Source organism: Streptomyces lasiicapitis, from assembly GCF_014646335.1.
GTDB lineage: Bacteria > Actinomycetota > Actinomycetes > Streptomycetales > Streptomycetaceae > Streptomyces > Streptomyces lasiicapitis.
In genome coordinates this window covers 100,263-119,902 of the sequence record NZ_BMNG01000018.1, presented here as the reverse complement: position 1 = coordinate 119,902, position 19,640 = coordinate 100,263, and the positions used below count along the sequence as shown (strand labels likewise).

Annotated in this window: 16 protein-coding genes and 1 riboswitch; of the genes, 2 read left to right on the top strand and 14 right to left on the bottom strand. The window is 72.5% G+C overall.

The window, feature by feature from the left end; all coding sequences use genetic code 11:
* Nucleotides 1–31: 31 nt before the first annotated feature.
* The 12 genes from IEY91_RS34240 to IEY91_RS34185 all read right to left on the bottom strand — a co-directional run bounded on the left by IEY91_RS34240 (nucleotide 32) and on the right by IEY91_RS34185 (nucleotide 15,165).
* A complete protein-coding gene (locus tag IEY91_RS34240) occupies nucleotides 32–556 on the bottom strand; it encodes a DUF501 domain-containing protein (protein WP_164324171.1) in 525 nt (174 codons plus the stop codon).
* A gap of 49 nt (nucleotides 557–605) precedes the next feature.
* Complete coding sequence (locus IEY91_RS34235; RefSeq protein ID WP_189176968.1) at nucleotides 606–1,100, bottom strand: FtsB family cell division protein; 495 nt, start codon at nucleotides 1,098–1,100, stop codon at nucleotides 606–608.
* Nucleotides 1,101–1,200: 100 nt separating this feature from the next.
* Nucleotides 1,201–2,496: a phosphopyruvate hydratase gene (eno, locus tag IEY91_RS34230; RefSeq protein ID WP_164324167.1), complete on the bottom strand. Its 1,296-nt coding sequence runs from the start codon at nucleotides 2,494–2,496 to the stop codon at nucleotides 1,201–1,203.
* Between the two features lie 361 nt (nucleotides 2,497–2,857).
* Nucleotides 2,858–3,592 carry a LysM peptidoglycan-binding domain-containing protein gene (locus IEY91_RS34225; protein WP_189176967.1) on the bottom strand — a complete coding sequence of 245 codons (735 nt, stop codon included), beginning with the start codon at nucleotides 3,590–3,592 and terminating at the stop codon, nucleotides 2,858–2,860.
* A gap of 4 nt (nucleotides 3,593–3,596) precedes the next feature.
* Nucleotides 3,597–3,786: riboswitch (cyclic di-AMP (ydaO/yuaA leader) on the bottom strand.
* Nucleotides 3,787–3,989: 203 nt separating this feature from the next.
* A complete protein-coding gene (locus IEY91_RS34220) occupies nucleotides 3,990–5,093 on the bottom strand; it encodes a transglycosylase family protein (protein WP_189176966.1) in 1,104 nt (367 codons plus the stop codon).
* A 168-nt stretch (nucleotides 5,094–5,261) separates the two neighbouring features.
* A complete protein-coding gene (locus tag IEY91_RS34215; RefSeq protein ID WP_189176965.1) occupies nucleotides 5,262–6,548 on the bottom strand; it encodes a cytochrome P450 family protein in 1,287 nt (428 codons plus the stop codon).
* A gap of 30 nt (nucleotides 6,549–6,578) precedes the next feature.
* Nucleotides 6,579–8,393: a zinc ribbon domain-containing protein gene (locus IEY91_RS34210; RefSeq protein ID WP_189176964.1), complete on the bottom strand. Its 1,815-nt coding sequence runs from the start codon at nucleotides 8,391–8,393 to the stop codon at nucleotides 6,579–6,581.
* 24 nt (nucleotides 8,394–8,417) lie between these two features.
* Entirely contained in the window at nucleotides 8,418–9,404 is a 987-nt protein-coding gene (locus IEY91_RS34205) for a nucleoside triphosphate pyrophosphohydrolase (protein WP_189176963.1), read from the bottom strand.
* A gap of 67 nt (nucleotides 9,405–9,471) precedes the next feature.
* Complete coding sequence (locus tag IEY91_RS34200; RefSeq protein ID WP_189176962.1) at nucleotides 9,472–10,143, bottom strand: SurA N-terminal domain-containing protein; 672 nt, start codon at nucleotides 10,141–10,143, stop codon at nucleotides 9,472–9,474.
* Between the two features lie 199 nt (nucleotides 10,144–10,342).
* The gene (locus IEY91_RS34195; RefSeq protein ID WP_229697427.1) at nucleotides 10,343–11,803 is read right to left on the bottom strand and encodes a serine/threonine-protein kinase; all 1,461 of its coding nucleotides are present in this window, start codon (nucleotides 11,801–11,803) and stop codon (nucleotides 10,343–10,345) included.
* A 92-nt stretch (nucleotides 11,804–11,895) separates the two neighbouring features.
* Nucleotides 11,896–12,489, bottom strand: coding sequence for a hypothetical protein (locus IEY91_RS34190; protein WP_164324156.1), 594 nt, complete (start codon nucleotides 12,487–12,489; stop codon nucleotides 11,896–11,898).
* Nucleotides 12,490–12,711: 222 nt separating this feature from the next.
* Entirely contained in the window at nucleotides 12,712–15,165 is a 2,454-nt protein-coding gene (locus tag IEY91_RS34185) for an N-6 DNA methylase (protein ID WP_189176961.1), read from the bottom strand.
* 273 nt (nucleotides 15,166–15,438) lie between these two features.
* Here IEY91_RS34185 and IEY91_RS34180 point away from each other — a divergent pair, with 273 nt between their 5' ends.
* Entirely contained in the window at nucleotides 15,439–16,302 is an 864-nt protein-coding gene (locus IEY91_RS34180; protein ID WP_229697411.1) for a hypothetical protein, read from the top strand.
* Nucleotides 16,303–16,456: 154 nt separating this feature from the next.
* Here the strand turns inward: IEY91_RS34180 and IEY91_RS34175 are convergent, their stop codons facing one another.
* Together IEY91_RS34175 and IEY91_RS34170 are read right to left on the bottom strand one after the other, a co-directional pair.
* Complete coding sequence (locus IEY91_RS34175; protein ID WP_164324150.1) at nucleotides 16,457–17,200, bottom strand: N-acetyltransferase; 744 nt, start codon at nucleotides 17,198–17,200, stop codon at nucleotides 16,457–16,459.
* Nucleotides 17,201–17,308: 108 nt separating this feature from the next.
* Nucleotides 17,309–18,010, bottom strand: a complete 702-nt coding sequence (locus tag IEY91_RS34170) for an HNH endonuclease family protein (RefSeq protein WP_164328464.1) — start codon at nucleotides 18,008–18,010, stop codon at nucleotides 17,309–17,311.
* Between the two features lie 224 nt (nucleotides 18,011–18,234).
* On the opposite strand from IEY91_RS34170, the gene IEY91_RS34165 reads away from it, so the two are divergent.
* Complete coding sequence (locus IEY91_RS34165) at nucleotides 18,235–19,578, top strand: SGNH/GDSL hydrolase family protein (protein WP_189176960.1); 1,344 nt, start codon at nucleotides 18,235–18,237, stop codon at nucleotides 19,576–19,578.
* Nucleotides 19,579–19,640 lie beyond the last annotated feature (62 nt).

The window sequence follows — 19,640 nt, the reverse complement described above, 5'->3', positions numbered from 1 at the left end:
AGCGGCTGCCGCGGGTGGTAAGGGTGCCGGGTCAGGCGGAGTCGGCGGTGCCCACGCAGGCGCCCTTGCGCCACCACTGCGGGAGCATGGCGATCGCCTCGTCGCCGAGGGGGTTCACACCGGGGCCCGCGGCCAGGGAGTGGGCCACCAGTACGTGCAGGCACTTCACGCGGTCGGGCATGCCTCCGGCCGAGGGGAAGCCCTCGAGCACCTCGATGGAGTCGCGCCGCGCGATGTAGTCCTCGTGCGCGGCCCGATACGCGGCGGCCAGCTCGGGGTCGGTGGCGAGCCGCTCCGTCATCTCCTTCATGACACCGTTGGCTTCGAGCGTCCCGATGGCGGACGCGGCCCGCGGGCACGTCAGGTAGTACGTCGTCGGGAACGGCGTGCCGTCGGGCAGCCGCGGCGCCGTCTCGACCACGTCCGGGTTGCCGCAGGGGCAGCGGTGCGCGATGGTGCGAAGGCCGCGCGGCGGGCGCCCGAGCTGCTCCTGGAACGCGGCGATGTCGGCGTCCGTGGGCGCGGTGGGCTCGGTCTGGGGCGGGGGCGTTTCCATGCCTGTCTTTCGGTTCGTACTGATTTCGGTTCGTACTGAACTGACGGTCTCAATTGTCGTCGGCGCGATCGGCCGCGTCGGCCTCGTCGACGCCGTCCCAGACGTTCGCGTACCAGGGCCGGTCGGCCGCGCCCGCGTCCCCGCGGTGGCCGTCGGCGGCCGTCGGGTCGACGACGGTGAACCCGGTCTCGCCCGGCATCACGTAGTGCAGCCGGTCCCGGACGCGCTGCTCGGCGTACGCGTCGTCCTGCCAGCGGGCCTTCTCGTCGCGAAGCCGCTCCACGTTCTCGCGGTGCTCGGCCTGCTTCTGCCGCTGCTCGGCGATCTCGGCGCGCTGCGACACGTACTGCCTCATGGGATAGGCGAGCGCCACGACCAGCGAGCAGACGACGAGCACGAGGAGCGCGGCCCGCCCGGTGAGCCGGGAGCGGCGCGCCTGGCGCTTGGTCTGCGAGCGGTACACGCGCTCGGCGGTCTGCTCGCCGAGCAGCCGCAGCCGGGTCGCCGTGGAGAACCGGTCCTTGTCCCGGACTTTCCCGGCCATGTGTCTCGCCTCCCCAGTACGCGCGTACGTCCCCGCACACGGTACGGGACCGAGTACGAGGACGTACGTACGACTGGCTAGGGCTCAGCCCTTGCTGTGTCTACTGGTTCGCAGAGCGAAACCGGGGGAACGCGCTGCGGCCGGCGTACACCGCCGCGTCGTCGAGGATCTCCTCGATGCGAAGCAGCTGGTTGTACTTGGCGACGCGGTCCGAGCGGGCCGGGGCGCCGGTCTTGATCTGGCCGCAGTTCACGGCGACGGCGAGGTCGGCGATGGTGACGTCCTCGGTCTCGCCGGAGCGGTGCGACATCATGCACTTGAAGCCGTTGCGCTGGGCCAGCTCGACGGCGTCGAGGGTCTCGGTCAGCGAGCCGATCTGGTTCACCTTCACCAGGAGCGCGTTGGCGGAGCCCTCTTCGATGCCGCGGGCCAGGCGCTCGGGGTTGGTGACGAACAGGTCGTCGCCGACGATCTGGACCTTGTCGCCCAGGCGGTCGGTGATGACCTTCCAGCCCGCCCAGTCGTCCTCGTACAGCGGGTCCTCGATGGAGACCAGCGGGTACGCGGAGACGAGCTCCTCGTAGTACTCGGTCATCTCGGCGGCCGAGCGGGACTTGCCCTCGAACTCGTACTTGCCGTCCTTGTAGAACTCGGACGCGGCGACGTCGAGCGCGAGCGCGATCTGCTCGCCGGGGACGTAACCGGCCTGCTTGATGGCCTCGACGATGAGGTCGAGGGCCGCGCGGTTCGACTCCAGGTTCGGCGCGAAGCCGCCCTCGTCGCCGAGACCGGTCGACAGGCCCTTGGTCTTCAGGACCTTCTTCAGCGTGTGGTAGACCTCGGCGCCCCAGCGCAGCGCCTCGGAGAAGGACTCCGCGCCGATCGGCGCGATCATGAACTCCTGGATGTCGACGTTGGAGTCCGCGTGGGACCCGCCGTTCAGGATGTTCATCATCGGGACCGGCAGCAGGTGCGCGTTCGGACCGCCGAGGTAGCGGAAGAGGGGGAGGTCGGAGGCCTCCGACGCGGCGTGCGCGACGGCCAGCGAGACGCCGAGGATGGCGTTGGCGCCGAGCGAGCCCTTGTTGTCGGTGGCGTCGAGGTCGAACATCGCCTGGTCGATCAGGCGCTGCTCGGTGGCGTCGTAGCCGACGAGCTCCGGGCCGATCTGCTCGATGACGGCGAGAACGGCCTTCTCGACACCCTTGCCGCCGTAGCGGTTGGCGTCTCCGTCACGCAGTTCGATGGCCTCGAAGGCGCCGGTGGAGGCGCCGGACGGGACCGCGGCGCGGCCGGTGGACCCGTCGTCGAGGCCGACCTCGACCTCGACCGTGGGGTTGCCTCGGGAGTCCAGGATTTCCCGGGCTACGACGACGTCGATGGACGGCACGAGCATCTCCTTATGGGATGTGACGCTAGGGGCGCATGGCGTGCACCACTGGGGGCGCGGGCTTGCGCATGGCTTGCATGGTCTTCATCGGCCCTGCGTCTCCTGAGCCTAACGGGCCCGGGAGCTTCGGCCAGCCGACCGCCCGCCCCGTGGGACGACGGGCGGGCCGATTCCCCGGTAATCAGGACGGAAGCCCAGGTTCTACCGACCGGTAGCTTCGCCCATGGCGTACAGAACCGGGAGCGGAGCAGCGGCAGACCGGGGGCGGACAGCACCTCGCCCCGGTGCGTACGGGGGATACGCGCACCGGGGCGAGGAGGACCCGTGGGGACGGGGGCGCCCTACGTGTGCAGGGCGGGGCTCAGCTTCAGCTGAGGTGCAGCTGCTGGCCCGGGTAGATGAAGTCGGCGTCGTCGATGATGTCGCCGTTCAGCTTGTAGACCTTCTGCCAGCCGCCCTTGACCTCGTGCGACTCGGCGATCTTGGAGAGGGTGTCGCCGGACTTGACCTTGTACTCGCCGTCGCCCTTCTTCACGACCTTGCCGGTCGGGGTCTCGACGGTCTTCTTCTTCGCGGTCTGCGGGGCGGTCTGCTGCGGCTGCTGCTGCGGCTTGGCCTGCTGCTGCGGCTGCGCCTGCTGCTGGGGCTTGGCCTGCTGCTGGGGCTGCTGCTGCGGCTTGGTCTGCTGCTGCGGCTGCTGCTGACCGCCGCCACCGCCGCCGTTGTACGCGGTGCCGGAGAGGCCCACGCCACAGCTCGGCCAGGCACCCTTGCCCTGGCCCGCGAGGACCTTCTCGGCGATCTCGATCTGCTGGGCCTTGGAGGCCTTGTCCGCGGTGGCCGCGTACTTCGTACCGCCATAGGCGGCCCAGGTGGAGGCGGAGAACTGCACGCCGCCGTAGTAGCCGTTGCCGGTGTTGATGGACCAGTTGCCGCCGGACTCGCACTGGGCGACGGCGTCCCACTCGGAGCCGGTGGCGGCGCTGGCGGAGCCGGCGGCCATCAGCGGGGCGGCGACGGCCGCGCCGGTGACACCGGCGAGCGTGACGACCCGGGTGGCCTTGGACGGACGACGGTGCTTGCCCTTGCCGGAAAGCAGCATGGAGTGATCCCCTCACCGACGCCTGCGAGGTGAGCTGTCGGGTTCGGGCGGGTGAGTGCCCGGTCGCACGGCTTGCGTGCGACTTCACCCCTAGCCGCTCCTGTCCGTCTCGCAGCGCGACTTGCTCGCTGCGGGGCGGACGGGCCCGGCGCTTACCTTGGGTCCCCCGCTCCTGCCTTCGGCGCTCGAAGCGACGACTGTTCCCGTCCGACCGTTGGCAGGATTCGGCGTACCGACCGGCGGGGCCCGCTGTGGCGAGCGGTCACGACCGTAGACACGCAATCACCCGAATTTCAAAGACGATCAGGGCTTCTGAGACCCATCTCTCACTTGCCTCTCATCGTCTTTAAGTCGGACATTAACCGCGAACTGCCAGTCAACTTCCGCCCCGCGGAGGCTACTTCCCCTCCGCCTCCGCCGCCTGATTCTCCTTCAGCTCGAGTCGCTGACCGGGGAGGATGAGGTCGGGGTCGACGCCGACGGTCTTCTTGTTCTCCGCATAGAGAGAGGACCAGCCGCCGTCAAGGTCGTGACGGTCGGCGATGCGCGAGAGGTTGTCGCCGGAGCGGACCGTGTAGGTGTCCGTGGCGCTGCCGGTGTCACGCGAGTCGCGGCCCTCACCGCGCGACGCGTGCCGTCCCGCGGAGCCCGCCCCGGACTCGCCCTCCGTCGCCTCGTCCGCGCTGGAGCCGCGATGGCGCCCCGAGGGGCCGTCGGAGGCGTCTTCTGAGCCCTCAGGGCCCTCGGAGGCCTCCGGGGACCCCGAGGGCGTCCCGGAGCCGGGCGAAGTGCTGTCGCGGCCCTCGGACTTGCCGTCCTCGTCCGCGTCCCCCTTCTCCCCCTTGCCCGCCTTCTCGTTCTTGCTGTCGTCGCCCGCGGTGTCGCCGCTGCCGGGCTTGCGGTGCTTGCCGGTCTCCCGGTCGGCGTCCGTCTTGCCCGCCTTGTCGCCCTTGCCGCTCTCATCACTCTTGTCGCTGTCGGAGTGATCCTTGTCTCCGGCGCCGTCCGAGTCACCGGAGTCGGAGTCGGAGTCGGTGTCGCCCGAGTCCTTGCCCGACCCGTCCGACGGCTCCGCGGACTGCGACGGCGCGGGCGGCAGACCCGGGTCGACGTCGGCTGCTTCGCCGCCCTTGGCGAGGCCCGCGACCGAGGCGCAGCTCGGCCACGCCTGCGGGCCCTGGTCGCGCAGGACCTTCTCGCCGACGGCTATCTGCTGGGAGCGGCTGGCCTGGTCGGCGCTCGGCGCGTACCCGAGACCGCCGTACTCCTCCCAGGTGTCCTGCGAGAGCTGCAGCCCGCCGTAATACCCGTTGCCCTCGTCGGCGCTCCACGCGCCGCCGCTCTCGCACTCCGCGACCTTGTCCCACGTGGCGGTGTCCGCGGCGCTCGCGCCCGTGGCGCCGAGCAGCGGAATGGCGATGGCGGAACCGGTGACGCCCGCCGCGACGACGATCGCCGGGACCTGGCGGGGGCGGCGGTGACGGCCTTGGCCGGAGAGCATGCACGTGCCTTTCGAGCGACGACAAGAACAGCTGCGACACGTGGTGCACTGGGGTGCCGAGCCGTCGTGAACGTAGCCGCAGTCGAACGTCAGTCACAAGTCGATGCAGCGCAGATCACGTGAAAGTCACATTCTTGACGGTACGTCAGCCACGTACCGGACCCGTCGTCAGCGGCCGGGCGGCGTGAACGTCACCGGCAGCGTACGCAGACCGCGCATGATGAGCCCGCCGCGCCACCGCAACTCCTCCGGGTCGACGGCCAGTTGCAGGTCGGGCAGCCTGCGCAGGAGCGTCGCGAGGGCGGTCTGGCCCTCCAGGCGGGCCAGCGGGGCGCCGAGGCAGTAGTGGACGCCGTGGCCGTATCCGAGGTGCTGGTTGTCGCGCCGGGTGAGGTCGAGGAGGTCGGGCCGCTCGAAGCGTTCGGGGTCGCGGTCGGCGGCGGCGAGGACGACGAGTACGGGGTCTCCGGCGGCGATGTCCTGGCCGCCGATGCGCAGCGGTTCGGTGGCGAAGCGCCAGGTGGCGAGCTCGACGGGGCCGTCGTAGCGCAGCAGTTCCTCGAGGCCGGTCTCCAGGAGGCCGGTGTCCCCGGCGGCGAGGGACTGTTGCAGTTGGGCGCGCTGCTCGGGATGCGTGAGCAGCGCGTAGGTGCCATTCCCGATGAGATTGACCGTTGTCTCGAAACCGGCGAAGAGGAGGATGAAGGCCATCGCGGCGGCCTCGTTCTCCGTGAGGTGCTCGCCGTGGTCGGAGGCGCGGATGAGTCCCGAGATGAGGTCTTCTCCCGGATCCTCCCGCTTGCGGTGGATCAACTCGGCGAGATAGCCCCGCATCTTCTTCACCGACCGCGCGACCCCGCCCCGGGGTCCCCCGCCGTGCCGGATCATCATGCCCGCCCAGTCCCGGAAGTCGTCCTGGTCCTCGCGGGGAACGCCCAGCAGGTCGCAAATGGCATAGATGGGGAGCGGGAAGGCGAACTCGTGGATGAGGTCGGCCTCGCCTTTGTCTTTGAACCCATCGATCAGCTGGTCCGTCAGCTCCTGCACGCGCGGCGCGAACTCGGCGACGCGGCGCGGCGTGAACGCCTTCGACACCAGGCGGCGAAGGCGCGTGTGGTCCGGCGGGTCGATGTTGAGCAGATGCGTCATCAGCTCGGCCTTGCGCTCGCCGGGGATGCCGGTCTTGCCCTTGGCGTGCGCGGGCTCGTCGTGGTGCGCCGGGTTCTTGGAAAGACGCTGGTCGGCGAGCGCCTGCCGCGCGTCCGCGTAGCGGGTGACCAGCCAGGCCTCGACTCCGCTGGGGAGCGTGGTCCTGTGCACGGGGGCGTGCTCGCGGAGCCAGGCGTAGGCGGGGTAGGGGTTGGTGGCGAACTCCCACGTGAAGAGGTCGGGCGCGGGGGGCTTCGGCGGGGCGGGGGCGCTGTGGGGGCAGGCGGACGGGGGCTGGTCGTGCATGGGTCGACGGTATCCGGCCGGGGGTGGGGTTCAGGGCGAGGGCGGCCCCGGCTCGGTCAGGTGCAAGGCCGCCTGCGGATCGCCGGCCTCGGCGGCCTTGGTGAGCCAGTAGCCGGCGCGGTCGCGGTGCAGTTTGACCAGAGTGACGTACGCGTCCGTCCAGCCCGCCTCGGCGGCTTGCTCGAGATAGCCGATCGCCTCCACGAAGGCGCCGCGGTTCACGAGGATGTGGCCCAGCCGATTGCAGGCCAGGACCCCGCCCCGGTCGGCTGCCTTGCGGTGCCAGCCCTCGGCCTCCGACACATTGCCCGCGTACTCGGTGATGAGGCCGAGCACTACGTAGACGTGGACGTCACCCGCGGCCACCCGGGCCTCGGTGGCGGCGCGGCACGCGGCGAGAACGGGTGCGAGGTCGAATCCGTGGCGGCACGCCCCGTCGGCCACGGCGAGCCACAACCAGTCGGGGACCGCCCCGAACTGCCCGGACCGGACGGCGTCCGCGACCAAGGAGCCATAGGCCCGGTACGTGTCCGCCTGCTCTCCGCGGACAAGCAGCCCGGTCGCCTCATACCGCAGCCGGGTGGCCCAGGCAAGGGCGTGCTCGAACGGCTCGTGCCCCCGCTCGTCAATGCCGAGGGCTTCGTCCTCGCTGTAGCCCTCATGGACCTCGCGCAGCACGTCCAGCGGGATGTCCTCCTCCAGCCCACAGCGGGTGATGTCGACAGCGGCCCGCACCAAAAGGTGCCCGCGCGGATGCGCCTGCGGCCGCCGCGCCCTGCGCCACTCGTCCCAAAGCTCCGGCCCCAGCGCCAGGTACTCGGTGACCCCGCGACTGCCGCGCCACTTCGTGGCGTCCGTGAGGCGGCGGTCGTCGGCCCGCGCGAGCCGCGCCAGTTCCGTGGGGCTCCAGCCGCGGCTCAGCTCGACCGTATGGGCGCCGCTCAGGACCCGGGCCGCAGGGCCCCCGCCGAAGCGGTGCTCGTCGTACGCCGTGTCGGTCATGGTGGCGAGGACGAGCACGCGCTCCTGGGTGAGCCGGGACAGCAGGGCCGTGGTGAGGCCGTGGGGGCCGAGGTGGCCCTCCAACTCGTCGAGCCAGAGGATGTGGTGGCCGGTGCGGTCGTGCGGCCCGGACGTGAGGTCCCGCAGGTCCGCGCCGGGGTGCGGGGCGTGCACACGTGGCTCGGGGTCGACGCCGGTGTTCAGCGCCGCCCACGCCGCCGTCATCGTCTTGCCGGACAGCGGGCCGCCCGTGACGACGACCAGGCCGCCCTCGCGCACGCCCCGCGCGACGAGGGCGTGGAGCTGTTCGTCGCAGTCCCGCAGCACATACGGCGTCAGGCTCTCCTCGTCCCCGAAGCGGCTCGTGGGGCGCACGCCGAACCAGAGGCGGCGCAGTTGGCTGACGCGGGTCCAGTTCTTGGCCGGGGCCGGGGCGAGGGCGGCGGTGTGGACGGTGACGTCGCCCGCGATGGTGCCTGCCTGGATCACGGTGCCCGCCGAGCCGTCGCTGACGCTGTTCCGCGTCGTGGGCTGCGTCGGCCCCACGGGTGAGGGCACGAAGGGTGATGCTTCGTCGCCCGGGGGCGGCACCACAGGCGGCGGCGCGACGAGCGGCGGGGCCACCGGCGAAGACGCCGCGACCGGAGACGCCACGGGCGGCTTTCCGTCCGAGGGCGGCCCGGTCCGCACGGCGGCGGGCACCGGCACGCTCATGTCGTGCCCGCAATCTGTGCAGAAGCGGTCGTCGTCGGTCAGCCGGGCCTCGCACATCGGGCAGTACACCGTCGCCTCCTCGGGCCGTAACTCCCGCTCAGCCGGGTCGAGTTCAGCGACACGTGCCACGAACGACCCCCGTGGGCAACGGTACTAAGCCCCGGCCTCCTCGGCCGCCCGCACCGCATCCCGATACGCCCGCGCAGCGGCCCGCAGCGCCGCCTCCGGGTCCGCCCCCTCCGCCTCCGCGCGGACGGCCATCGCCAGCAGTTCGTACCCCACGCCATCGCCCGTGGGCAGCGGGACGGTCAGGCCCGCCGTGCGGACGCGTGAGGCCAGCTTGGTGGCGAGGGCGAGGGCGGGCTGGCCGAGGGGGATGCCCTCGGTGACGGAGTCGCGCTGCTTCTCGACCGCCTTGGTGCGCAGCCAGTGCTCCTTGACCTCTTCCGGCGTGGCCGCCGTGTCCTCGCCGAAGACGTGCGGGTGGCGGTGGATCAGCTTCTCGACGATGCCCGCGGCCACGTCGTCGACGGAGAAGCGCTCGTCGTCCTCGGCCGCCTCCTCCGCGATGCGCGCGTGGAAGACGACCTGGAGCAGCACGTCCCCCAGCTCCTCGCGCAGTTCGTGCGCGTCGCCGTCCTCGATGGCCTCGACGAGTTCGTACGCCTCCTCGATGCCGTACTTCGCGAGGCTCTTGTGGGTCTGGCGGGAGGACCAGGGGCATTCGCCGCGGATGCGGTCCATGACCTGGACGAGGTCGAGGAGGCGGGCGCCCGGCAGATCGTACGAACCCGGGAGCAGCTCCAGGTCCGGCATCGGCAGGCGGCCCGACCCGGCGAGGCGGGCCAGGCCGTCGGTGAGCGGACGGTCGCCCTCGGCCGTGGCGACGACCACGACCGTGCGGCCGCCGGCGCACGCGCGCACCAACTCCTCGGCGCTCGGCGACGCCTGCTTCACCGCGACGCCCGCGTCACGCAGATACGGGAGCTGCGGGTGCGTGGCGTCGGCGCACACGACCTCGTCCGCCGCGTGCAGCGTCTGCCACGCCGCCCAGGACAGCAGGCCGGGCGCGACGCGGTGGCTGGTGGTGAGCAGGACGACGCGGCCGACGCCGTCCCCGGGGGTCTCGATCTCGTTCACACCCCGAACGTAGCCCACACCACTGACACAGCACGGCCACAAGCCCGCACGGGCGGAGCCGCCAGGCTCAGGCCTGCGTCTCCGCCGTCCCGCCGCCGGACACCTCGCGCACCCACGGTGTCTTCGCGTCCGTGCGCTTGCTCGCCTTCACGTCCCACGCGCCGTAGCGCGGGTTCAGGTCGATGTCGAGCTTCTTGGAGGCCTTGGACAGGGCGGCCCAGAAGATGTCCTGGCCTTCCTTCGCGTTCATGTCCGCGCCGAGTTCACGCGCGAGCTTCTGCGCCTCGATCTCCGTACGGATGCTGTCGTCCAGGCGCTCGGGCGCGACGCCGTACTGCTGCAGCCACTGCGCCTCGAACGCCTTCTTGCCGCTCGCCTGCTGCTCCAGGCCGCCGCGCATGGTCTGGATCTCCTTGCGCGTGACGCTCACCCCGGCGTCCTTCGCGGCCCGGTGCAGGACCTTGTCGAGCACCATCGTGTGCAGCGTGCTGCGGGTCAGGCCGCCGGTCTTGGCGACCACCTGCTCGTACTGCCGGTCGTCCGGGAGGGCGGCCCGCTGCGCGGAGCGCACCTCGTTCACCCTGTTCTCCAGTTGCGCGACCGTGATCCGCTGGTCCCCGACGACGGCTGCGGCGCCCGGATGCGCGTCGTTGCCGCAGGCGGTCAGAGCGGGGGCCGCGACGAGGGCGGCGGCGGTGAGGACGAGCGCGGAGCGACGACGGCTGCTGCGGCGGTGCAAGTGGGCCTCCCGGTGGAGAGATTGTGCTTCGCTGCACAAAGTCTTGCGGTGATCGATGGTAGGCAGTGGTGGTCGGCTCGGCCACCCTTCCCCAAGAACTTTGTTCAGGGGAGGCCCCACTACCAACGATTCGGCAAGAGTTGGGGCACCGCGTGCGCCCCGCTTTCCGCCTTGTCGGGCTTATCCCGGGGCCCCGGATCTAGCCCCGCACCTGCCCCAGCCACTCCAGCGTCCGCCGGATCTCCGCCGGGAACGGGTGCCCCACGCCGTGCACCCGCTCGGCGTCGAGCACCAGGCGGCCCAGCGTCTCGTGGGCGGCCGAGCGGTCGCCGAGGGCGAGCAGGAGGTGGCCGATGCGGCGGCGGATCTCCAGGGACTGGCGGATGTCGGCGGTCGCGTACTGGTTCTCGTAGTGCGGGAGCAGCGTGCGGTACTCGGCGAGGGCCGCCGCCGGTTCGCCGAGCTGCTCCAGGCACTGCGCGGCCTCGTAGCGGAACTGCAGGGACTGCGGGTCGGCGTGGCCGGACTCGGCGGCGCGCTGGTCGGCGAGGCGGCGCAGCTCGGGCAGGGCGCGGCGGTACTGGCCGTCGTCCATCAGCGTGGCCGCGTACTGCTTGCGCAGGGTGCGGACGACGGGTGAGTGCTCGCCGTGCTGGGCGGCGGCGGCCGGCAGGATCGCGCCGAGGGTGTCCACGGCCTGCGTGATGCGGCCCTCGCCGAGGAGGCGCTTGACCTCGTCGACGGCGGCGGCGACGTCCTGGCCGTGGGCGGGGCGCGGCGGTTGGGCCTGCGGGGCCGGTGCCGGGGTCGTGGCGCGGTCGGGCCAGGGGGCGTGCGGGCGCAGGAAGGGGCGGGTCGGGTCGAGGGGGCGGCCGGACGGCACGGAGCGGCCCGGCAGCAGCGGTGCCAGTTCCTCGTACACGTCCTGGGCGCTGGCGGGGCGGTGCTGCGGGTCCTTGGCGAGCAGGCGCAGGACGAGGGATTCGAGGGCTTCGGGGACCTCGGGGCGCAGCCGGCGCACCGGCAGCGGCGGCTCGTACAGATGGCGGTGCAGCACGCCGAGCGCGGTCGAGCCGGAGAACGGCACGTCGCCGCTGAGGAGTTCGTGGAGCAGCACGCCGAGGGCGTACAGGTCCGTGTACGGGCCGACGGCGCCGCCCATGGCCTGTTCGGGCGCCATGTACGAGGGGCTGCCGATTGGGGAGCCGGTGTGGGTGAGGCGGGTGGTGTCGGTGTCCATGACCGAGGCGATGCCGAGGTCGAGGATGGTGAGCGTGCCGTCCTGGCGGACCATCATGTTCCGCGGCTTGAGGTCGCGGTGCACGATCGGCACGGCGTGCACCGCGGAGAGCACGGCGCAGAGCTGGGCGGCGACGGCGACCGCCCACTGCCAGGGGTAGGGGACGTTCTCGGCGAGGTGGTCGCCGAGGTCCGCGCCGTCGACGTACTGCATGACGAGGTACAGGTCCTCGCCGTCGCTGCCCGCGTCGTGCACCGTGACCAGGCCGGGGTGGTCGACCTGCGCGGTGACCCGGCACTCGCGCAGGAAGCGGCGGCGCAGCTCGTCGGCCTCGGCGCCCGCGACCTTGTCGGGGCGCAGCAGCTTGACCGCGACGCGGCGGTCCAGGCGCTGGTCGTACGCCGTCCAGACCTGGCCCATGCCGCCCTGGCCGATGAGCGTGGACAGCTCGTAGCGCCCGGCGATCACGCGGTGGTCCGCGCCCGCGGCCCCGCCTCCCCCTGCGGTCAAGGTCAGTTGCCGCCTTCCTGCTTGCGCAGGTAGTCACTGAGCTCGTCGAGCTCGGCGCGGACCTGGTTGATGCGGGCGGGCGCGGGGCGGGACGGCGGGGGCGGGGTGTGGGTGACGGGCGGCACCGGGGTCTGGGTGACGTGGGGCGGCGGCGCCTGGGAGGGGTAGCCGTACGACGGCTGCTGCGGGTGCGGCTGCTGCTGTTGTACGTAGCCGGGGAACTGCGGCTGCTGGTACATGACTTGGGCTGCGCGGGCCTGCCCGCAGTGGCGGATGTCCATCGTCAGGTAGTAGGCGACCACGGGGATGACCGTGGAGACCAGGATCGTCATGCCCGCGTTGCCCGGCCTCTCGAAGCCGTCCTTGCCCGGGTCGATCGCGATGAGGACCACGGCCGTGGCCTCCAGGACGGCGACGACCGTGAACAGCGCCCAGTCCAGCGTTCTGCGGGTCACGAGCGCGAGCCGCAGCATCGCGGCCCAGGCGAGGAAGCCGCAGGTGATGACGGCGAGCACCACGAACAGCACGCGCAGGGTGACCTGCGAGCCCTCCGAAGGCGCCGGTGGGTGCGGCGGCGCGTAGCCGTGGCCGTGCATGGCTGCTCCTGATACCTGACGCGGCCGTACGTACCGGTGCGCCCTGTGAGGCGCATCCGGCGTGACGTACGGCCGACGAACGAACGAATGCAGAATCGAGCGTATAGGCCGACTCCGGGAACCGGTCCCGGGTTGTACCGAACCGTTGCCGTACTGGTCACGCGGACGGGGCGGCTCCAGTACCGGGTCGCGCCCTGGGCGCGTTCCGGGTCGCGCCCCGGGTCACTCGGGAGCCACGCTCCCGTCGGTCAGTCCGTCGTACATGCCGCGTACGAGCTGCTCGCCGAGGCGGCCCGCGAGGCGCAACGCGTCCTCGAAGGCAGCGAGGTCGCGGAACCGCTCGCCGTAGCGGCGCTGTTGGGCGGGCGTCAGGCGCGGCAGTTGCAGGCGGCGTACGTCGAGGCGGGCGGACGTGGAGGCGTAGCTGCTGGCCTGGCGGTGGTTGGCGGTGCCGCGCAGGAAGCCCGCGAGGAACCAGCAGTCGAGGGCGGCCGGGTCGGGGCGGAGCAGCACCAGGCCGCGGCCGGGCGCGGCGCCCGCGGTGGTCTCGTCGACGACGCGGGCGGCGACGCCGCCGCCGAGCACGGGCAGGACCACGTCGCCGGGCTCGGTGAGGACGGGGGTGTCGAGGGCGGGCGCGTCCCCGGCGCCGGGGGGCTGGTCCTGGAGCGGTGGGGCGACGGCGGAGGGTGCCGTTCCGGCGAGGACGTCGTGTTCGGTGAGGACGGGCACTCCGGCGGCGGTCCCGGTGTGGCCGACGGGGCCGGTGTAGCCGGTGTGACCGGCCTGGCCGGTGTGGATCGACAGGGCGCCCGCGCGGGCGAGTTCGCCGACGGTGGTGAGGGGGCGGCGGGCGGCGTCCGGCGGGCCGGGCTCGGCCTCCGGCGGGGTGAGGTCGGCGGTCAGGCGCAGGGTGTCGCCGAGCTGGGAGCGTACGTCGCGCAGTTGCCCGGCGCCGCCGCCCGCGGCCCGCGGCGGCAGACGGCGCGCGGGCGCCAGGTCGACCTCGTCGTCGAGGAGTTCGAGCACCGGCACGGACAGCGCGAGGCCCGGCTCCTCCGCCAGGGTGCCGTCGCGCTCGAACCGGCGGAACGCGTCGAGCACCGCGTCCTGCACCGGCGGCCAGGCCTGCCGGTCCCGCCCGTCGGTGTGCTGTCCGTCGGCCGCCTGCACCGCCTCCACGAGCAGCACTTCGGGGGCGCTGGGGGCGTCGGGTCCCGGCCTGCGCAGGACCCAGACGTGCAGCGGCAGGTTGTACGGGGGTGCGGCGCCGGCGGGCAGCGCGATCACGGCGCGCAGGGCGCCGCGGCGCAGCAGGTCGGCGCGGATGCGGCGGCCGGAGCGGCGGGACGCGGCGGCGGGCGGCATCAGCAGGACGGCGGTGCCGCCGTCGCGCAGCCGCGCCAACGCGTGCTGCACCCACGCCAGTTCGGACTCCGTACGGGCCGGGAAGCCGTACTCCCAGCGCGGGTCGTAGGCCAGCTCGTCGTGGCCCCAGTTGCGGTCGTTGAAGGGCGGGTGGCACAGGACGACGTCGACGGCGAGGTCGGGGTGGGCGTCGGCGCGGAGGGTGTCGGTGGTGGTGGTGCGGATGGTGGTGGTGCGGATGGTGGTGCCGGTCGGGCCGGTGGTGCCGGGTGCGCCGGGTGCGCCGGTCGGGCCCGGGGTGCCGGTCGCGCTGGTGGCTCCTCTCGCGCTCTTGGTGCCGGTCGGGCCGGTCGCGCCCGAGCCGAGGGCCAGGCGCAGGGCCGTGAGGGCGGCGAGGTCGGGGGCGCTGTCCTGGCCGTACAGGTGGCAGTCGGCGGCGCCCGGCCCGGCGCGGCGGGCGGCGGCGCGGAGCAGGGCGCCGGTGCCGCAGGCCGGGTCGAGGACGGTGCGGCCGGGGCGCGCGGGGCCCGCGAGGGCGGCCATCAGGTCGGCGGGGCCCTGCGGGGTGAGGGTGTACTGGCGGGGGTTGGCGTCCAGGTGGCGGCCTAGGAGGAACTCGTACGCGGTGTGGGCGCCCAGCTCGGCGGCGAGTTCGGCGGCGGAGCGGAGCAGGGGGGCGGAGGGGCGGAGTTCGGGGGTGGTGGGGGTCTGGACGGCACGGGTGGGGCGGGTGGGGCGGGGCTCGTGGGCGGCGCGGGCGGAATGGCTCGCGTGATCGGCGCGGGCGGTGCGGCTCGCGTGGTCGGCACTGGCGGCGTGGGCTGTGTGAGCTGGGTGGTCTGCGTGGTCGGCCCCGGTGTCGGACGGGGGGCCGAAGCGTGCGGTCAGCACGGGCTCGATCAGCTCCGGGAGCAGCCCCGCCATCCGCTCGTCCGACACGGCGCTCGCCCGCAGCCAGTCGGGATGCCGGTCGTGCACGAGGAGCAGGGCGCAGCCGGCGTGCAGCAGGGCGGTGCCGGGGCCCGCCGGGTGTCCGGCGAGCTGCTGCCAGACGCGTTCGCGCAGCGGTACTTCGGAGAGCTTGCCCTGGCCGCGCAGCCACCCCTCGACTTCGGCGAGCGCGAACGAGGGGCTGGTGTCGGTGCCGCCCACGGGCTTGGGGAAGTCGGCATGGCGGCGGCGCCAGTTGCTGACGGCGGCGCGGCCGACGCCGGCGAGGCGGGCGATTCCGGCGGCGGTGACCTCGGTGGCGTCGGGCCGCCCCGGCCGGTCGGGCCGGTCCGCTCTGCCCTCGCTCTGGCGCCGCACGCTCGACGCCCCGTCCCCCTGCTGCGTTTCCCGCTGCTGCTTTCCCTGCTGCCTCGGCCCGCCGGTCGTCACTGACCCGCCCCTCGTCGTCCGGTGTCGCTCGTTCCCCGTACGCCGTCTTCCCCTGACGGCATGCGCCCCCGAGCTTACCCAGACGTACGCAACGACCCCCTTTCACATCCGTTAACCATTCCGTCACCGTGAACCGTGTTGACTCGGTTCACAGACACTGCTGTCATGGACTCTCCGAACGAATCCCTGGGGGGACCTCTCATGCATCAGCGTTCGCGCCCACAGTCACGCCCGCAGCCACGCCCGCGCCTGCGCCGCGGCACGCTGGCCGCGGCCTGTCTCACCGCGGCGGCGACCGTCGCCCTGACGGCCTGCGGCAGCGACAAGTCCGACGGATCCTCCGGCTCGTCCGCAGCGAAGGACAGGAAGAACGCGTCGGAGCGCAAGGAGGAGAGGGAGAAGAAGGAACCCTTCGCCGGGCTCTCGGGCCCCCAGATCGTCGACAAGGCCATGAAGGCGACATCCGGCGCCAGTTCGCTCCGGCTCAAAGGCATCGGCCCGGACGACGAGGGCGGCAGCGGGACCTTGGACATCGCCCTCAACACCAAGGGCGAGTGCGTGGGCACGATCGGCGTGGCCGGGGGCTCGGCCGACGTGATCGCCACCCGCACGACGGTCTACACGCGGTTCGACGCGGCGTCGCTGCGCGCCCAGTTGAAGGGCGAGCCGCAGGCCGACATCGACGCCGCGGTGGACATGATGGCGAACCGCTGGACGAAGGCGAAGGCCACGAACAGCGAGATGAAGGACCTCTCCGGCTTCTGCGACCTCGACTCGCTCCTCGCCGAGTTCAAGGACACCGACTCGGTCGCCCGCAAGGGCAAGCTGACCACCGTCGACGGCAAGCGGGCGATCACTCTGCACGAGAGCGACGGCAAGGACCGCGCCACTCTGTACGTCGCCGCCGAGGGCAAGCCGTACCTGCTGAAGGCCGTGAACGAGTCCCCGAAGAAGCAGGACCAGCCGGAGGAACTGGTCCTCACCGACTACAACAAGCCGGTGAAGACGACCCCGCCCACCGGCGACGTGCTGGACCTCGACGAGCTCGACGAGATGGAAGGCTGACGCGGGGACGGCGACGGCGACGGGGATGACGGCGGGGCGGGGGCGAGGGCGGATGGGCAGGGACGCGGGGCGGATGGGCGAGTGCGGGGCGCCGCGAACGCGCACCGCACCCACCGCCTCACGTCACAACGCGTGCGGTACCCACCGCCTCGCCTCACAACGCGTGCCGCACCCACACATTCGGCTCCACGTACACCACGTACCCGCGCCCCGGTTCGCAGTGCACCGGCACCAGCGCCCCCGGCACCTCGACGAGCCCCTCCTCGTCGAACGGCAGCCCGGTCCACTCCCGCCACTGCCCCACGGTGCCCGACACCGTCATCGACACCGGCGCCACCTTCTCGATGACACCGCCCGCGCGGACATGGACGCGCAGCCACGGGTCGTGCGGCAGCCCGTCGTCCCGGGTGCGCCGCGCGTACTCCTCGACGGGCGTGGCCGGTTCCAGGTGCTTGGCGCTCGGCCGCACCGGTGCGACGACCTCACCGAAGCCGCGCCCGCGCGCGTTCTCCCGCAGGGCCGCGAGCACCTGGCCGGACACGCCGTGCCCCTGCGCGTCCGGGGCGACCGTGATCTCGATGGCGCTGACGGTGTCCGCCTCCCGGCCTCGCTTGAGGTCCGAGAACGCCCACAGCATGACCTGGTCCCAGCCGCCGTCCGGCAACTCCCCGCGCCCCTCGGCCCGCAGCGCGAACGGCACGCTGAACGCCCGTGCCACCACCCGCCCCTCGGCGTCCGTGGCGACCAGGACATGCTCCGGCCACTCCACGGGGATCCGCGCCGTCAGCGACCAGGCGACGGCGTCGTACTCCACGAACTCGGCCCAGGTGTCCGCCATGGCCCACATGGGCTCGGCGAGTTCGGGCCGCTCGGCAAGGGAAGTGATCTTCAGGTCCACGCCTGGCACGCTAGCCGCACGGTCGCGGTACGGGTACCGATTTACGCGGCGGCCGAGCCGAACGCGGAACCCCCCGCGCCCCACCGCACGCGAACCCGCCCCGCCACGTCACCGCGCCCGGAACCGCCCCGGCGCCTCCGTCGGCCCTCCACCCGCCGGCAACTTCTCCTGCGGGCAACGCTCGAGCACCCGCCGCATCGCGTCCCGCTCGGCGCCGGTCACCCACAGCCCGTACTTCTTCTTCACGGCGACCTGCCGCGCCACATACGCGCACCGATACGACTTGTTCGCGGGCAGCCACGTAGCCGTATCCCCATCACCCTTGCCGCGGTTGGGTCCCGCGTCGACGGCGAGGAGGTTCAACGGATCGTTGGCCAGGGCGATCCGCTTGCTCGCACTCCAGCCCCCCGCGCCCTTCTGCCAGGCGTCGGAGAGCGCGACGACATGGTCGATGTCCACACGGCTGCGCCCGCGCGTGAACGTCACGTCCTTGCCGGTGTACGGATCGGGCGCGAGGGTGCCCGACACCACCGTGCAGTCACCGCCCCGGAACCTCACCCCGTCCAGGTCCCGCTTGAGTATGTCGTCGCGCGTCCCGCACCCGTTCGAGTCGATGTCGGCCCAGGGACTGCCGAACCGCGCCCGCTCGTAACCGGTCTTGGGCGCCCGCCCCTTGACGGCAAGCGAGTCCACGGCGTCAAGCGCGGGCCCACCCCGAGCCCCGGACCCCGCGGCTCCGCCCCCACCGTCCTTGTCACTGCCCCCCTTACAGGCGGACAGCCCACCCCCCAGCACGACCAACGCCACCACCGCACCGACGCCGACCCGCCGCCGCCTCGCCCCGCCGCACGCCACGGTGCCCCCGAACCTCAAAGTCACTCCCTCACTGGACCGGCCCCACGGTAGACGAACCCACTCCAGGAATATCCGGAGCCCCACTCCACTTGACCGTGTCGCGCACAGCGCAGAGAAGTCGCGCGCAGAGCAGACAACACAGCTCGCACAACACGGAACACGACCCAGGGGTGGGACACATGAGATCCAAGAGTTCACGACGACGTACGGGTGCCGCGATGCTGGCCGCGGCCACGCTGGCCGCGATACCGGTCGTCGGCACGCAAGGGCTGACCGGCCCTTCCGGCGCCGTGGCGGCCGCAAACAACAGCCCCGGGCACAACAGTCCCACCCACAACACCACCCCCTGGCAAGGCGCCTGGGCCGCCTCCCCGCAGGCGCCGACCGAGGTCTTCTCTCCCAACTGGTCCCACCAGGGCTTCGCCCGGCACACGTTGCGGCAGGTCGTGCGGGTCAGTGCCGGTGGTACCGATGCCCGTATCGAGTTGTCCAACCGGTACGGCAAGACCCCGCTGCGGATCGCCGGGGCGTCCATCGCCCGCACGGATGTCCGTGACGGTGCCGACGTGGTCAAGAGTGCCGCCGTCGAGGCCGGTTCCGTGCGGAAGCTGAGGTTCGGTGGGGGCTCGCGGGACGTGACGATTCCGGTGGGTGGGAAGACTTACAGCGACGCCGTGCCCTTCAAGGTCAAGGCGTTCGAGTCGCTCACCGTCACGTTGTATCTGGAGGCGCCGACCGGGCCCACCACGTTCCACATGGTCTCCTCCGCCACCAGCTTCCGCGCGCAGGGCGACCACGTCCTCGACCGTGACGGCGCCGCGTTCGCAGAGAGCAGCGACTCCTGGTACTACCTCACCGGCGTCGAGGTCGCAGGGGGCAAGCCCGTGCGCGCGGGCTCCGTGGTGACCTTCGGGGACTCCATCACCGATGGCGTCGGGTCCGGCGTCGACAAGGGCAACCGCTACCCCGACGAGCTCGCCGAGCGCTTCGCCGCCGCCGGCCGGCCGCGCGGCGTGCTCAACCACGGGATCGCCGGCAACCAGGTCACCAACGACTCCAACTGGGCGGGCGAGAAGGGCGTCGTCCGCTTCAAGAAGGACGTACTGAGCGAGCCGAACGTCGGCACGGTCATCGTCCTCGAAGGCATCAACGACATCGGGGCGAGCGCGGAAGGGTCGCCCGGCGGGCCGACCCCCGAGGTGTCGGCCCGCGAACTCGTCGAGGGCCACCGCTCGTTGATCCGCCAGGCCCACGCCAAGGGCATCAAGGTGGTGGGCGCCACCCTGACGCCCATCAAGGGTTCCTTCTACGACAGCCCGGCCAACGAGGCCAAGCGCGAGGCGGTCAACCACTGGATCCGTACGTCGGGTGCGTACGACGCGGTCGTCGATCTGGACCGCGCCGTCGCCGACCCCGCCGACCGGGACCGCATCGCCCCCGCCTACGACTCCGGCGACGGACTGCACCCCAGCGACGCGGGATACCGCGCGATGGCCGAGGCCGTGGACCTCGACTCGCTGTAGTCCCCGGGTGGTCCGGGTGGTCCGGGTAGTCCGGCTCCCGCGCCGCACCGCACCGCGCGGTT

Bases quoted from the DNA above. Each gene is read 5' to 3' on its own strand.
- IEY91_RS34225 (WP_189176967.1), bottom strand. From the start codon at position 3,592: ATGCTGCTTTCCGGCAAGGGCAAGCACCGTCGTCCGTCCAAGGCCACC.
- IEY91_RS34195 (WP_229697427.1), bottom strand. From the start codon at position 11,803: ATGGGCCAGGTCTGGACGGCGTACGACCAGCGCCTGGACCGCCGCGTC.
- IEY91_RS34220 (WP_189176966.1), bottom strand. From the start codon at position 5,093: ATGCTCTCCGGCCAAGGCCGTCACCGCCGCCCCCGCCAGGTCCCGGCG.
- IEY91_RS34235 (WP_189176968.1), bottom strand. From the start codon at position 1,100: ATGGCCGGGAAAGTCCGGGACAAGGACCGGTTCTCCACGGCGACCCGG.
- eno (WP_164324167.1), bottom strand. From the start codon at position 2,496: ATGCTCGTGCCGTCCATCGACGTCGTCGTAGCCCGGGAAATCCTGGAC.
- IEY91_RS34190 (WP_164324156.1), bottom strand. From the start codon at position 12,489: ATGCACGGCCACGGCTACGCGCCGCCGCACCCACCGGCGCCTTCGGAG.
- IEY91_RS34165 (WP_189176960.1), top strand. From the start codon at position 18,235: ATGAGATCCAAGAGTTCACGACGACGTACGGGTGCCGCGATGCTGGCC.
- IEY91_RS34240 (WP_164324171.1), bottom strand. From the start codon at position 556: ATGGAAACGCCCCCGCCCCAGACCGAGCCCACCGCGCCCACGGACGCC.
- IEY91_RS34180 (WP_229697411.1), top strand. From the start codon at position 15,439: ATGCATCAGCGTTCGCGCCCACAGTCACGCCCGCAGCCACGCCCGCGC.
- IEY91_RS34215 (WP_189176965.1), bottom strand. From the start codon at position 6,548: ATGCACGACCAGCCCCCGTCCGCCTGCCCCCACAGCGCCCCCGCCCCG.